We start from the raw sequence: 13078 nt of genomic DNA, 5'->3' as shown, positions 1-13078 counted from the left end.
AGGGCCCCCGTCACCGTTTCGACCGCTGTGAAGCGCTTCGGCGGCAAGAAAGGACTCGACGCAGTTCGCGACCTGCGCAAACGCACAGAGGACAACAGATCCGCCGTCGAACTGGGGGCTCCGAGCGCGCGAAAAGGCTTCACAGCGGTCGAAACGGTGACTTTCGGAACGCTTTTTCGGCGTTGCATCGAGACTGTGGAGGATTCGACGCCTCGGGCCCCGGGCCTCGCGCTGCGTTCAGGATGACATAGGCCCCGCCGCTACCGCACGCCGGACGCCGCCACGACCTTGTCCCACGGCTGGAAGTCCGGGTTGTCCCGCCGGCCACGGCTTCCGCGCGGCCGTCCCAGGAACACGACGCGGTCGGCGTCGCAACGCTCGATCGCCGCGTCGACCCGCGGCAGGATCAGCTCGTGCTTCAAATGCGTGTCGCCCACCACCAACGTCGCGCCCATGGACCTGCCTTTCCTCGCGACAACGTGCCGTCGCCTCCCAGTATAGCGGCAACGTGTCCGCGAAGTTCGCTATACTGGCCAGTGCCACCACCGCAATGACCGAAGGAGATCCTATGCCGCGTGAGACCATGGCCGCCAAGCGGGAGCGCGCGCTCGAGGTGGCGCGCCGCATGAACGAGCACTATCCGGCCGCCGAGTGCGCGCTCGTATACGGCGGAGACCCGTTCCGCCTGACCATCGCCGTGCTGCTGTCCGCGCAGACCACGGACAAGGGCGTAAACAAGGTCACTCCCAAGCTCTGGGAGCGCTACCCCACGCCGGCCGACCTCGCCTCCGCCGACGTGCGCGACGTGGAGGACATCATCCGCACCATAGGGTTCTACCATACGAAGGCGGCGAACGTCATCAAGGCCGCCCGCATGGTGGTGGCCGACTACGGCGGCGAGATCCCGCACGACATCGACGAGCTGCAGAAGCTGCCGGGCGTGGGCCGCAAGACGGCGAACGTGGTGCTGAACGAGGCGTTCGGCATCGTGGAGGGCATCGCGGTTGACACGCACGTGTTCCGCATCGCGCACCGGCTGAAGTTCGCCGGGCCCTCGGCCGATACGCCGGCCAAAACCGAGACAGCGCTGCTCAAGCTCTACCCGCGCGCGTGGTGGGGGCCCATCAACCACCAGTGGGTGCTGTTCGGCCGCGAGACGTGTATCGCGCGCAACCCGAAGTGCGGGACATGCTTCGTCTGCGACCTCTGCCCCAGCTGCGGCAAGGTGTAGGGTCCCCCGACTCCCCTTCGGCGAAAGGATCTTGCTTTGGACACCCTCACCATCGTCGGCGCGCGCGAGGGCAACCTGCGCGACGTCACGCTCGCCATCCCCAAGAACAAGATCACCGTGTTCGCGGGCGTGTCGGGGTCGGGCACGTCCACGCTGCTCGTGGACGTGCTGGCAACCGAGTGCCAGCGCCTACACTTGGAGGCCCTCTCGGGTCCCGATGGAGGCAATGCCGGCGGGCGCCTCATGTTCGCGGGAACCCCTGCCGCCCTTGCCGCCCACGGCGAGGGCGCCACGGCCGCCTGCCTGCGCCGGACGCTCGGGAGGTAGCGGAAGGTCGGCAGGGCTCGGCGCGCGGGAAAGCCCTTGACTTCGAGTGCGCTCCAAGGGGTATCGTAGGCGGAACGACACATCGCGAACCCAGGAGGCACCCATGAGCGTCACCACGACCCTCGAGCGCGAAATCTTCCCGCGCGGCGAGAAGAACTCCTTCGGCCAATACTTCGTCGGACAGAGCTACCTGCACATGCTCTCCACCGAGCAGGTGTCCATCGGCAACGTCACGTTCGAACCCGGCTGCCGCAACAACTGGCACGTCCACCATGCCGACGAGGGCGGCGGGCAGATACTGCTAGTCACGGGCGGGCGTGGCTGGTACCAGGAATGGGGGCGCTCGGCCCGCGCGCTCAAGGCAGGCGACGTGGTGAACATCCCCGCCAACGTGAAGCACTGGCACGGCGCCGCCGCCGACAGCTGGTTCGCGCACCTGGCTGTGGAGGTGCCTGCCGTGAACGGCTCGAACGAGTGGTGCGAACCGGTGGGCGATGAGGAGTACGCGGCGCTGTAGCGCGCGGAAGAACACGCCCGCGCAGGTGCGTTCGGCGGTATTATTGAAGCACGGAGAAACAAGCAAGGGGGAACTATGCGCTATCGGGAACTGGGCAGCACCGGCCTCGAGGTAAGCGAGATCGGCTTCGGCGCCGAGTGGATGGAGAAGAAGTCGACCGCCGAGGTGAAGGCCGTCGCGGACGCGTGCGTCGCCGCCGGCATCAACATCCTGGACTGCTGGATGGCCGAACCTGAGGTGCGCAGCAACTTGGGCGCGGCCATCGCGAACAACCGCAACCGTTGGATCATCCAGGGGCACATCGGCTCAACGTGGCAGAACGGCCAGTACACGCGCACGCGCGATTTGGCCTTCGCACGTCCCGCGTTCGAGGACCTGCTGGCACGCCTGAGCACCGATCACGTGGAGCTGGGCATGATCCACTACGTGGACGACCTGGAGGAATACGAGGGCATCATGGCAGGCGGTTTCATCGGGTACGTGCGCGCACTCAAAGCCACGGGCACGATCGGCCACATCGGGCTCTCCACCCACAACCCCCAGGTGGCGTTGCAGGCCGCGCTCTCCGGCGAGGTCGAGGCCATTATGTTCAGCGTGAACCCCGCCTTCGACCTGCTGCCCGCAACGGCCAGCCTGGACGACGCGTTCACGTTCGACTACTCCGACGAGCTGGCCGGCATGGACCCGGCGCGCGCCCGGCTCTACGCCGTCTGCGAGCGCGAGGGCGTGGGCCTCACCGTCATGAAAGGCTACGCAGGCGGGCGGCTGCTCGACGCCGACGCGTCACCGTTCGGTGTGGCGATGACGCCCGTGCAGTGCATCCACTACGCGCTCACCCGCCCCGCCGTGGCCAGCATCATGGCCGGCTTCGACACGCCCGCCCACGTGGCGGACGCGGTTGCCTACGAAAGCGCGACCGACGCCGAGCGCGACTACGCCAGCGTGCTGGCCGGCGCGCCGAGCCACGCCTACTATGGCCAGTGCACGTACTGCGGGCACTGCGCGCCGTGCCCCTCGGGCATCGACATCGCCCTGGTGAACAAGTTCTACGACCTGGCCGCGATGCAGGACGAGGTGCCCGCCGGCGTGCGCGCCCACTACGGGGCCCTGAACGCTGCGGCCGACGACTGCATCGCCTGCCGAGCCTGCGAGCCGCGCTGCCCCTTCGGCGTGCCCATAGCCGAGCGCATGGAGCAGGCCGCCGCCCTGTTCGCGTAGGAGCCGAGCCCCGAGCCGACTGGGGGCTCGGGGCTCGGTATGGCCGGCGCGCCCGCAACCGCGGTAACGCGAAAAACGGCTCCGCAGTCACACTTTTGGGCGCTGTGAAGCCTTTCGGGCGCCGTCGAAGCGCAGCAGGCGCTTCGACGTCACGAACCAGACGGCGTAATCCCAGGTCGCCTATTATCCTACGATGCGCGTCCGCCCCAAAACCCTTCACAGCGACCGTTTTTGTGCGTTCCGGGCCGTTTCCGGCGCAAAAACCCTCCCGCGCCGCCTCGCGCCTCGCCTCTCGCGTCCGCCGCGCCGCCTGCCGGCGCTACTCCCCCGACGCCCTTGGCCGCAAAGCGCTCGGCGGCCTCGTCGATGCAGGCGAGCGCGTTCAGAGCGCGCGGGTAGCCCACGTAGGGGATGCACTGCGACACGGCGCCCACCAAAAGCTCCTTGCCGTTGCCCAGCCTCAGGTTGCCCAGGGCGTGGCCCGTCAGCTGCGTCTCGCAGCCGCCCTGCGTGGCCAGCAGGCACAGCGTGACCAGCTCGCGCTCGGCCAGGGTCAGGCCGCCGCGCGTGTACCATAATTGCTACTTTTTCTAGTATTTATGAACGCCGCAAGGCCGACCCCTCCCCCGCGGCAGGCGGCAGACGCTTTTGACATTACTTTGACATCAAAGTATAATCTCCGAGCATCCGACGCATCGAAAGGAGGTCGGCTTGCGCGGAACCGTCAACCAACTGGCCCGGACGCTCGCCCTGGCGAACCGCTTCATTACCGAGCAGCTCGAGCAGCACGGCCTCGCGGGGATCGCGCCCTCGCACGGCGACATCTTTGTGCAGCTGTTCGCGCACGGCGAGCTGCCCATGAGCGAGCTGGCCCAGCGCATCGGCCGTGACCCGTCCACCGTTACCGCCCTCGTGAGAAAGCTCGCAGTCGGCGGCTACGTGTCCACAGCGAAGCTGCCCGAGGACAAGCGCGTGACGCTCGTGGCGCTCACCGAGCGCGGGCGACGGCTGCAGTCCGTGTTCGAGTCCATCTCGAACACGCTCGCCGACGTGCAGTGCCGCGGCCTGGGCGACGTAGAGCTGGAGGCGCTCGACCGCACGCTTCGCACGATGCAGGAAAACTTCGAAACCGCTCTGGAGGGAGAACACGCATGAACACCACCGCCCCCACCCGCCCTCGCCGCCTGCGCGCGGCCCTCGCCGCCTGCGCGCTCGTCGCGGCGACGCTCCTCGCCCTGACCGCCTGCTCGTCGAACGGCGGCGCAGAAAGCTCGAACGACGCCGCGCCCGCGGGCGACAACGACGACAAGACGCTGACCGTGGCCATGGAACTGGCCTATCCCCCGTTCGAGACGAAGGACGACGCAGGCAATCCCAGCGGCGTGTCCGTGGACTTCATGAAGGACTTCGGCGCGGCGTACGGCTACGACGTAGTCATCGAGAACACCGCGTTCGACGGCCTCATCCCCATGGTGCAGACCGGCAAGGCCGACTGCCTCATGTCGTCCATCACCATCACGGACGCCCGCAAGGAGTCCGTGGACTTCTCCGACCCCTACGCCATGGCGCAGCTGGCTATCCTGGCGAACGCCCAATCGGGCATCGGCAGCATCGACGATTTGAACCAGGCCGGCAGGAAGGTGGCCGTGAAGACCGGCTCCACCGGCGATGTGTTCGCCACGAAGAACCTTACCAATGCAGAAATTGTGCGCCTGGCTGACGAAAGCGCGTGCGTGACCGAGGTCGTGCAAGGCAAGGCCGACGGCTTTTTGTACGACCAGCTGACCATCTACCGCAATAATCAGAAGAATCCCGACACCACCGAGGCCGTGTTCATCCCGTTCCAAGATCCCGAATACTGGGGTATCGCCGTCGAAAAGGGTAACGACGAGCTTTTGAGTCAGTTGAACGAGTTCATCGCCCAGTCCAAGGTCGACGGTGAGTTCGACCGCCTGACCGAGAAGCACCTGGCCGCCGAGAAGGCCGCCTTCGACGAGCTGGGCTTCACGTGGTTCTTCGACTTCTAAGCCGTAGAGCCAGTCCGTTCACGACCGGGGCAAAGCGGCCCGCGGCGGCGCAATGCCGCGGACCTCGGCGCCTCCCTGCGATCCGACCGTTTGAGAAAGGCGCCCGTTGAAAGCACCCTCACCGCTCGCCCGCCCGTTCACGGCGGCGCCCCGCCAGGAAACGCCGCCGCTCAAGGCCGCGGCGAACTACCTTTTGGTCTGCGTCGCCGTGATCGCCGTGTTCTGGGTCTCGCTCGGCATGGCCGGCATCACGCTGAACTTCGACTTCGTGGAGCAGTACCGCGACCGCATCGGCAGCGGCTTCCTGCTCACGGTGGAGCTCTCGGCGGCCAGCCTCGTGGCCAGCATGGCCATCGGCGTGCCCGTGGCCCTGGGGCAGAGCGCGCGCGTGCTGCCCGTGCGCTACCTGTGCGACCTGTACGTGAAGCTCGTGCGCGGCACGCCGCTGCTCGTGCAGATCTACCTGTTCTACTACATCATCGGCACGGCGTGGGGCATCGACAACAAGGTGGTGGCGGGCGTCGTTATCCTGTCCGTGTTCGCCGGCGCCTACATCGCCGAGATCGTGCGCGGCAGTCTGCTGTCCATCGACGAAGGCCAGCTGGAGGCCGCCCGCGCCGTAGGCTTCACGCGCGCGCAGACCGTGCGCCACGTGGTGCTGCCTCAGCTGGTGGCGCGCACGCTGCCGGCACTCACCGGGCAGTTCGCCACCATCGTGAAGGACTCGTCGCTCCTGTCGGTTATCGCGGTCATCGAACTCACGCAGACCATCCGCGAGATCACGGCCACCAACTACAACTTCTTCGGCGGCTTCCTGCTGCTGGGCGGGCTGTACCTGTGCCTGACGCTGCCAATCATGTTCGTGAGCAAGCGCTTCGAGAAGAGGTTTAGCTATGCGCATGAGGCTTGAGCACCTGGAGAAGGGGTTCGACGGCGTGCCCGTGCTGCGCGGCATCGACTTCGATGACGACGTAACCACGCTCGCCGTCATCGGGCCGTCGGGTGGCGGGAAGTCCACGCTCCTGCGCATCGTGGGCGGGCTCATCGCGCCCACGGACGGCACAGTGGAGGTGGACGGCGAACGCGTGGACTACGACGAGCGCACGCTTCCGTCCTACCGCTCTCAGCTGGGCTTCGTGTTCCAGGCGAGCGGGCTGTTCCACCACTTGAGCGCGCTGGAGAACGTGGCGCTACCGCTTTCCGTGGTTCATGGCGTGCCCGAGGACCAGGCCCGCGAGCGCGCCGCCGACCTGCTCGCGCGCTTCGGGCTGGCGGCCGAGGAGGCCAAGCGCCCCACCCAGCTCTCGGGCGGACAGCAGCAGCGCGTTGCCATCGCACGCGCCGTGGCGGCGTCTCCCAAGATGCTGCTGCTCGACGAGCCCACGAGCGCCCTCGACCCCGAGTACACGAATGATGTGCTTGACCTCATCCGCGACCTCAAGGAGACCGGCACCCGCTTCATCGTGGTCACGCACGAGATGGGCTTCGCCCGCCGCGCCTGCGACAAGGTGGCGTTCCTGCACGGCGGGCGCCTGCTGGAATACGGCGAGAGCGCCCGTCTGTTCGACCATCCGGCCACGCCGGAGCTGCAGCGGTTCTTGGGCAAGCTGCTGGAATGGAGCATCCGATGATAGGCGTGCTGTACGAGTCGGACGAGTGGTCCGACCACAAGCTGGCGGCCGAGCTGGAGGCGTACGGGGCGCCCGCGCTTCTGCTGGACATGGAGGACGCGGCGAGCGTGCAGGCGGCGCTCGCCTGCGAGATGCTGGTCAGCCGCGTGTTCGCGAGCGCCCGGTTCCGCGGGCACACGGCCTCGCTCGAGCGCATGGCGCTCCTCGCGCGCACGGCCGAGGAGCGCGGCATCCCGCTGGTGAACCCGGCGCGCGCCCACTTCTTCGAGGTCGACAAGCGCCTTGCGACCGAGACGCTGGCCGCGGCCGGCCTCGTCACACCCGCCGTCTACGCCTGCGCGCTTCCAAAGGACATCGACCCCGCATCGCTCTCCTACCCCTGCGTGCTCAAGCCGAACTGCGGCGGCCGCACCACCTGCACCGCCATCGCGCGCAGCGCTGAAGAGGCCCAGTCGTTCCTGGCCGGGGCCCCCGTCATCGCGTTCATCGCCGAGGAGTACGTGGAGCCGGCGCGCGGCTTCCTCACGCGCATCGAGGTGGTGGACGGCGCGTGCGCGCTCGTGGTGAAGCGCTCCATGGCGGACAACGGCCTGTCGGCCTACCGCTTCGGCTCCACCTACGCCGCCTACCCCGACGTTCCCCGCGAAGTCACCGACGCCGCGGAGCGGGCCGCCGCCGTGCTGTCCATCGAGCTGGGCAGCTTCGACGTCATCGAGTGCGGCCGCGGCCCCTGCATCATCGACGCGAACTCCGTGTCGAACGTCTCCGAGGACTGCACCGAGCTTTTGGGGATGGACCTCATGCGCGCCCACGCCGAGGCCATCGCCCGCCGCTGGCACGCCCTGCCCACGAACTGACCTGCGAGAAAGGACCCGGCCCATGCTCACCATGAAGGAAGTCTTCGACCGTTTCGACGAGATCGGCTGCTGCAGCTTCGCCACGCCCGACGGGCACGGCGGCGTGGAGGCGCGCATCGCCCACTTCTTCGCCTACGACGACGAGGGGCTCTACCTGCGCACCATGGACGTGAAGCCGTTCTACCGCCAGCTTAAACAGAGCGGGCGGCTGGCCGTGAACGGAGAGCGCACGGAGGCCAAGGTCGTGTTCGACGAGAACAACCTGCCTCTGTTCAAGCCCGGCTACCAGATGCGCGTGGCCGGCGAGGTGCGCGAACTATCGATGGCCGAAGTCGAGGCCAAAGCCCCGCACGACCGCAACTTCAACGTGGCCGTGTACGACATCGCCAAGTACCCCGAGACGCGCGTGTTCGTGCTGCACCGCTTCCACGGCGAGCTGTACGACTACGACTACGCCATGGTCAACCGCGACCATAAGCTCCACCGCGAGCGCTTCGCGTTCGGCGGCGACGCGTACGAGGAGCCGGGCCTGCGGATCACGGACGACTGCATCGCCTGCGGCACCTGCCTCGCGGGCTGCTCGTTCAAGGCCATCGTGCCCGGCGAGCCCTATGCCATCCTGGGCGAGCGCTGCGACGAGTGCGGCAACTGCTACCACGCCTGCCCCGCCGGCGCGGTTGTGAGCAAGGGAGAGTAGGGGGAAGGACGGGCGGCGGCCTCGTGCGCACGCACTCGGACGGGCGGCAGAATAATCCTTGCACGGCGCCCGCAAACCAGTCGCCCCTTCCCGCCGCCACCGTTCGCCGATCGCACGCGGGCGCCATCGGCGTCAAACTTGGTACAATAGCCATGCTGATCTGCGCCGTCCTTCTGACGCGATGGAATCGCACAACCGTTTCCCCACCCAATCAGACCAGGAGGTCGCCATGGTTTCCCCCGGAGACATCGTCGTCTACCGCCATCACGTCTGCAAGGTGGCCGCCGTGCGCGAGGCGTACTTCGAGGGCCGGGACTACTTCGAGCTGCACGCGCTGTTCGAGAACTCCCTCAAGCTCTTCGTGGCCGTCCGCGAGGCCGAGCCGCCCACGCTGCGCCCCGCCATGTCGCGCAAGGAGGCACTCGCGCTCATCGACTCCATCGCCGACGCGCAGACCATCGACGAGGACGCCCTGAAGCCGGGTGCGAGCACGCCCACACTGCTGGAGCGGCGCCTGAAGGAGGAATACGACAAGCGCCTCAAGACGTTCTCGCCGCAGGACCTCGTGCCTATCATGAAGTCCGTCCACGAGCGCACCGTGCGCCGCTCCGGCGCCGGCCGCCAGATCACCGCCACGGACAAGAAGTACTTCGACCTAGCTGAGAACCTGCTGTGCGACGAGCTGTCCGTATCACTGGGCATCGAGCGCGATGACGTGCGCGACTTCCTCGTCGATCGCGTGAAGAAGGCCGAGGCTCGCCGTCGCTGACGCATCGCCAGGAACGAGGCCTGTTATACTGGCGGCATCGCGGCCGCAGGGGCCGCGCGCCCACCCAAAGGAGCCCGCATGATCGAGCTGCCCGAAGCCCACGTTCTCGCCCGGCAGATGTCCGACGCCTTCGCCGGCCGCACCATCGTCGCGGCCGAGGCGAACCACTCGCCCCACCGGTTCGCCTTCTATACGGGCGACCCCGCCACCTACGGGGCGCGCCTCATCGACCGCACCGTGAAGGGCGCGAAGGCCACCGGACCCTACGTAGAACTCGCGCTGGACGACGGCATAACGCTGCTTCTGCGCGAGGGCGTGAACGCACGCTACCTGACATCCGGCGACCCCGTTCCCGCGAAACATCAGTTGCTGCTCACCTTCGACGACGGCACACATCTCGCCTGCACCGCCTCCATGTACGGCATCTTCTCCCTCGTCGACACCGGTGTGGACGACGATGGGTACTACGTGGCGGCCCGCGACGCCGTGCCCGTGCTGTCGGACGCCTACGACGAGGCGCGCTTTCGCGAACTGGTCGCCAGCGTGCCGCCGTCTACCAGCGTGAAGGCGTTGCTCGCCACCGAGCAGCGCATCCCCGGCGTGGGCAACGGGGTGCTGCAGGACATCCTGCTGAACGCGCGGCTGAACCCCAAGGCGAAGGTCTCCTCTCTCGCGGGCGACGACCTCGCGCGCCTGTTCCGGGCCCTGAAGGACACGATTGCAGCCATGGCCGCGCAGGGCGGCCGCGATGTGGAGCGCGACCTGTACGGCCGACCCGGAGGCTACTGCTGCCTCCTGTCCGCGAAAACGTGGAAGGACGGCTGTCCTGTCTGCGGCGGCGAGGTGACGAGGAAGCCCTACCTGGGAGGCAACGTCTACTACTGCCCCATCTGCCAGCCGCTGGCCTGACCCCCGCCGACCCGCTTGCCCGCGGCCGCCGGCATCTGGTCGGATGCCCGTCAGGCCGGCGCCTGGACCCTCGCACTCTACGGAGCGTTCATTGCGCGCGCCGCCGCGCACAGGTATCGTGGGACGGCACGCGAAACCGAACCAGGAGGAGAACCATGGACGTCAGACGCACCGGCGAGCTCATCCGCAGCCTGCGGGAGGAACGCGGGCTCACGCAGCTCCAGCTGGCGCAGCTCGTGGGCGTGGGCGACAAGGCCGTGTCGAAGTGGGAGCGCGGGGGCGGCTGCCCCGACGTGTCGCTTTTGCCCGCGCTCGCCGAAGAGCTGGGCGCCACCGTCGAGGCGCTTTTGGCAGGCAGCCTCTCCCCCGACGAGCTCCAAGGAGGCACTATGAGGCGCACGGCATTCCGCGTTTGCCCTTCCTGCGGAAACATCATCACCACCACGGGGGACGCCGACGTCTCCTGCTGCGGCAGGAAGCTCGGGCCGCTGCCCGTGCAAGCCGCCGACGACGCGCACGCCATGCGGGTGGAGGACGCAGAGGGCGACTGGTACCTCACGTTCGACCATCCCATGGAGAAGGCCCACAGCCTGGGCTTCGCCGCCGTCGTGGGCTACGACCGCCTGGCCGTGGAGAAGCTGTACCCCGAGCAGGGCGGCGAGGCGCGCCTGCCGCACCTGCCCGGCGGCACGCTCTACACCTGGTGCACCGAGCACGGCCTCATGCGGCATCCCGCCGCGCGCCCCCGCCGCTAGGCGCATCCGGCTCGGCAAGCGGTCGGCAACGGGCCGGCCGAGCGCCCGTCAGGCCGGCGGCTGGCTGGCCGCGGCCGCCAGCTCGCGCACCCGGGCGACCACCGGCGCGATGGCGGCGCGGTCGGTGCCGTCGAAGCCGCCGCGCATGCCCGAGAGCATCTCGGCGGCGCGTGGGTCGGTGGCCGCCTGCTTCTCCTGCATCTTGAAGAACATCTTCATGGCCAGCTTGTTCGGCAGGCTCAGCCTCTCGTAGGCGAACCCGCCGCGCAGGTAGAACCGCTCCACGCCGTCGAGCTCCGGCGAGGGAAACTCCCGCGCCATCGCCTCGTCCACCATATCGGTCCACTCCGGCGGCGTCGCGCCCACGGCGAACGCGACGAAGGGGGTGCCCGGGTGCGCTGCCCGGGTGCGCGCGAGCCACTTCTTCCCCACCAGGCCGCCCGCATGGAACCAGCCGCCGAACACGACCACGTCGCACGCGCCTGCATCTATCGCGTCAGCCCGCTCCACCGGCACGGCCTCGCAGCCCAGCTCCTCGGCGATCCATTCCGCGTACCGGCGCGTGAACCCTGTCTGCGACGCGTACACCACGATGGCGCTCATCGCGCACCTCCTTCCGCCGCAGCGCCCGCAGGCGCCCCGATCGCATGTGCAGAGAAGAACCGTCCCAGGTGGTCGCGTATGAACGGCTCCGCGTCCTCCCAGGGAACGTCCGAGAGCAGCAGCAGGAACACCGGCCCGTAGAACTCGCGCGCGAGGGCACGCGCGTCGTCGAGCGCGAACTGCCCGACGGCCATCAGGTGCTCGAACACCGCGCGCTGGATGGCCAGGGGCTGCTCCACGAACACGAAGCGGAACGCCTCCGCAGCGTGAGCGTCGGCGTACCGGCTTGCGGCCAGCAGCCGGCGCAGCCGAACCATGTCTCCGTCCGCGAAGAAATGCCGGAACCCCGCCAGCACCCGCCGCTCCGTCTCCTCAAACGCACCGGCGTACCCGGTGGGGTCCTCGACCGGCGCGGTCATGACGCCCTGCTCCTCGAACACCGCGCGCGTGCGCTCAAGCTGCGCGGCCAGCACCGCGTCGAAGATGGCCTGCTTGCTCGGGAAATGGTTGTAGAGCGACGCATCCTTGATACCCACCGCCGCCGCGATGTCGCGCACGGAAACGGCATGGTACCCCTGCTCCGCGAACAACCCGAACGCCGCCTCGACGATTCGTGCTTTCGTGTTTCCCTCACGCATTCATCCCCCTATAAACTAGCGAATGCTCGCAATTATACTAGCGATCGCTAGTTTTGCAAGAAGTATCGAAACCGGCAGTCGCGCGCCCAAGGTTGGCATGGTCCATGAATTTCTCGATCGCAAAATAACCGTACGAATGTTTTACGTGAAACATTTTGCCGAAGAGAACGTCGAACAGAATCGAGTTGAAGATAGTCCCGCACGGAATGGACTGGAAGCGCTGCGCCTGCGAACACGGACGCACGCATGGTCGCCTTCCAGTCGACTGTGCAGCCAGCACAAGGCGAGTGCCCGGCGTCGACAGAAGGCACGGCTCCCGGCGTAGCCACAGAAGCGGGCTGGAGCACCGACGCTGCAAAGACGAGGGGATGTTTCTCAGCGCCGAACCCGCGGGAGCGAAGGGGATGTCCAGCGTCGAATCCGCGAGAACGCTAGGCCTTTGTCGCGGCCTCGAGCATTTGCTGGAGTACTTCTACGTGGCTGCGGCGCTTGTGGGTGGCGGTACCCAGGAGGCAGACGCTCCGGTACTCGCCGTAGCGGTCAAAGAAGTGCGGCACGGCATCGCGCTCGCGCATATCTTCTCGATAGGCATCAGCAAAGGCATCCCAACCGATGTTGCCGTGCAGATAGCGCTCGAGCATCGTTGGCGCCGGGGCGAACAGCTTGTCGTGCACGTAGTCGGCATGCAGAAGCCGAGGCACAAAGTAGGCCAGATCGTTCTTCTTCGTGAAGCCCGCGAGCTGATTCGTGTTCTTCAAGCGGGTGTCCAGCAAAAGATCGACACCCCACGATGCGAGATCTTCGAAGAACTGCTCAGCAGAGGTCTCATACGCACTAATGGTGTTGATTTGCATAGGGGCAGGCTCCTTCTCGGCGGCCGCGCGCGACTGCGGGCCGGA

17 protein-coding genes and 1 pseudogene are annotated in these 13078 nt (G+C 67.5%); 13 read left to right on the top strand and 5 right to left on the bottom strand.

Annotated features, from left to right (window positions below; all coding sequences use genetic code 11):
• Window positions 1-260 precede the first annotated feature (260 nt).
• Window positions 261-455: a hypothetical protein gene (locus ABGT83_RS05430; RefSeq protein ID WP_346686352.1), complete on the bottom strand. Its 195-nt coding sequence runs from the start codon at window positions 453-455 to the stop codon at window positions 261-263.
• A 113-nt stretch (window positions 456-568) separates the two neighbouring features.
• Here ABGT83_RS05430 and nth point away from each other — a divergent pair, with 113 nt between their 5' ends.
• The 4 genes from nth (at window position 569) to ABGT83_RS05410 (ending at window position 3293) form a co-directional block, all read left to right on the top strand.
• Window positions 569-1231: an endonuclease III gene (gene nth, locus ABGT83_RS05425; protein ID WP_346686350.1), complete on the top strand. Its 663-nt coding sequence runs from the start codon at window positions 569-571 to the stop codon at window positions 1229-1231.
• 36 nt (window positions 1232-1267) lie between these two features.
• Window positions 1268-1558: a hypothetical protein gene (locus tag ABGT83_RS05420; protein WP_346686348.1), complete on the top strand. Its 291-nt coding sequence runs from the start codon at window positions 1268-1270 to the stop codon at window positions 1556-1558.
• Window positions 1559-1661: 103 nt separating this feature from the next.
• A complete protein-coding gene (locus ABGT83_RS05415) occupies window positions 1662-2075 on the top strand; it encodes a cupin domain-containing protein (RefSeq protein ID WP_103264313.1) in 414 nt (137 codons plus the stop codon).
• A 75-nt stretch (window positions 2076-2150) separates the two neighbouring features.
• Entirely contained in the window at window positions 2151-3293 is a 1143-nt protein-coding gene (locus ABGT83_RS05410; protein ID WP_346686346.1) for an aldo/keto reductase, read from the top strand.
• A gap of 188 nt (window positions 3294-3481) precedes the next feature.
• Here ABGT83_RS05410 and ABGT83_RS05405 read toward each other — a convergent pair.
• A pseudogene (locus ABGT83_RS05405) lies at window positions 3482-3856 on the bottom strand (carboxymuconolactone decarboxylase family protein); the annotation flags it as partial.
• A gap of 148 nt (window positions 3857-4004) precedes the next feature.
• Here ABGT83_RS05405 and ABGT83_RS05400 point away from each other — a divergent pair.
• The 9 genes from ABGT83_RS05400 to ABGT83_RS05360 all read left to right on the top strand — a co-directional run bounded on the left by ABGT83_RS05400 (window position 4005) and on the right by ABGT83_RS05360 (window position 10938).
• Window positions 4005-4448: a MarR family winged helix-turn-helix transcriptional regulator gene (locus ABGT83_RS05400; protein ID WP_103264310.1), complete on the top strand. Its 444-nt coding sequence runs from the start codon at window positions 4005-4007 to the stop codon at window positions 4446-4448.
• Window positions 4445-5320: a transporter substrate-binding domain-containing protein gene (locus tag ABGT83_RS05395; RefSeq protein ID WP_103264309.1), complete on the top strand. Its 876-nt coding sequence runs from the start codon at window positions 4445-4447 to the stop codon at window positions 5318-5320. Before ABGT83_RS05400 ends, ABGT83_RS05395 begins: the two co-directional genes overlap by 4 nt.
• Before the next feature lie 106 nt (window positions 5321-5426).
• Window positions 5427-6230: an amino acid ABC transporter permease gene (locus ABGT83_RS05390; protein ID WP_204600449.1), complete on the top strand. Its 804-nt coding sequence runs from the start codon at window positions 5427-5429 to the stop codon at window positions 6228-6230.
• The gene (locus tag ABGT83_RS05385) at window positions 6214-6951 is read left to right on the top strand and encodes an amino acid ABC transporter ATP-binding protein (protein ID WP_346686344.1); all 738 of its coding nucleotides are present in this window, start codon (window positions 6214-6216) and stop codon (window positions 6949-6951) included. The genes ABGT83_RS05390 and ABGT83_RS05385 overlap by 17 nt, the downstream gene beginning before the upstream one ends.
• Window positions 6948-7808 (top strand): ATP-grasp domain-containing protein, encoded by an 861-nt coding sequence (locus tag ABGT83_RS05380; protein ID WP_346686342.1) that lies wholly within the window; start codon window positions 6948-6950, stop codon window positions 7806-7808. Before ABGT83_RS05385 ends, ABGT83_RS05380 begins: the two co-directional genes overlap by 4 nt.
• Before the next feature lie 22 nt (window positions 7809-7830).
• A complete protein-coding gene (locus ABGT83_RS05375; RefSeq protein WP_346686340.1) occupies window positions 7831-8505 on the top strand; it encodes a 4Fe-4S dicluster domain-containing protein in 675 nt (224 codons plus the stop codon).
• A gap of 229 nt (window positions 8506-8734) precedes the next feature.
• Entirely contained in the window at window positions 8735-9274 is a 540-nt protein-coding gene (locus ABGT83_RS05370) for a CarD family transcriptional regulator (protein ID WP_346686339.1), read from the top strand.
• A 78-nt stretch (window positions 9275-9352) separates the two neighbouring features.
• Complete coding sequence (locus tag ABGT83_RS05365; protein ID WP_346686338.1) at window positions 9353-10183, top strand: DNA-formamidopyrimidine glycosylase family protein; 831 nt, start codon at window positions 9353-9355, stop codon at window positions 10181-10183.
• Between the two features lie 155 nt (window positions 10184-10338).
• Window positions 10339-10938, top strand: coding sequence for a helix-turn-helix domain-containing protein (locus ABGT83_RS05360; RefSeq protein ID WP_346686337.1), 600 nt, complete (start codon window positions 10339-10341; stop codon window positions 10936-10938).
• Between the two features lie 48 nt (window positions 10939-10986).
• Here ABGT83_RS05360 and ABGT83_RS05355 read toward each other — a convergent pair whose 3' ends face one another.
• The 3 genes from ABGT83_RS05355 to ABGT83_RS05345 all read right to left on the bottom strand — a co-directional run bounded on the left by ABGT83_RS05355 (window position 10987) and on the right by ABGT83_RS05345 (window position 13033).
• Window positions 10987-11541, bottom strand: a complete 555-nt coding sequence (locus ABGT83_RS05355; RefSeq protein ID WP_103264302.1) for a flavodoxin domain-containing protein — start codon at window positions 11539-11541, stop codon at window positions 10987-10989.
• Complete coding sequence (locus ABGT83_RS05350; RefSeq protein WP_346686336.1) at window positions 11538-12179, bottom strand: TetR/AcrR family transcriptional regulator; 642 nt, start codon at window positions 12177-12179, stop codon at window positions 11538-11540. The genes ABGT83_RS05355 and ABGT83_RS05350 overlap by 4 nt, the downstream gene beginning before the upstream one ends.
• A gap of 431 nt (window positions 12180-12610) precedes the next feature.
• Complete coding sequence (locus ABGT83_RS05345; protein WP_346686334.1) at window positions 12611-13033, bottom strand: DUF488 domain-containing protein; 423 nt, start codon at window positions 13031-13033, stop codon at window positions 12611-12613.
• Window positions 13034-13078 lie beyond the last annotated feature (45 nt).

This window comes from Enteroscipio rubneri (assembly GCF_963929405.1).
GTDB lineage: Bacteria > Actinomycetota > Coriobacteriia > Coriobacteriales > Eggerthellaceae > Enteroscipio > Enteroscipio rubneri.
The sequence above is the reverse complement of the archived record's forward strand: the minus strand, read 5'-3'. Positions and strand labels throughout refer to the sequence as shown.